We start from the raw sequence: 273 nt of genomic DNA, 5'->3' as shown, positions 1-273 counted from the left end.
TGCCCATGATCAGTTCGGGTATCGATCGCAAAGCGTTTAACAGGCCGCGTGTGGCTTGATACACGAGTGGATGAGGGCTAGTATTCCGCGCGGCGAGCACTCCTAAGGGAATGGATAGCAATACCGCGATTGCCGTGCCGGCGATACTCATGGCCAAGGTATCCAGTACCGGTTTGACCCAGGTGCCAGCCTGCGAGAAGTTCGGTGGGAACATCTCGCCGGCAATTTTTACCAGGCTTGGCATGCCATCCTTCAATCGCTCGGCATCAAATA

1 protein-coding gene is annotated in these 273 nt (G+C 55.3%); it reads right to left on the bottom strand.

Features of this window, described 5'->3' with window-relative positions:
• Positions 1–273: PhnE/PtxC family ABC transporter permease (locus ABG80_RS23595; RefSeq protein WP_407638765.1), on the bottom strand; the 273-nt coding region annotated here is incomplete at both ends.

The organism is Aquabacterium parvum (assembly GCF_001447195.1).
GTDB classification, from domain to species: Bacteria; Pseudomonadota; Gammaproteobacteria; order Burkholderiales; family Burkholderiaceae_C; genus Aquabacterium; species Aquabacterium parvum.
The sequence above is the reverse complement of the archived record's forward strand: the minus strand, read 5'-3'. Positions and strand labels throughout refer to the sequence as shown.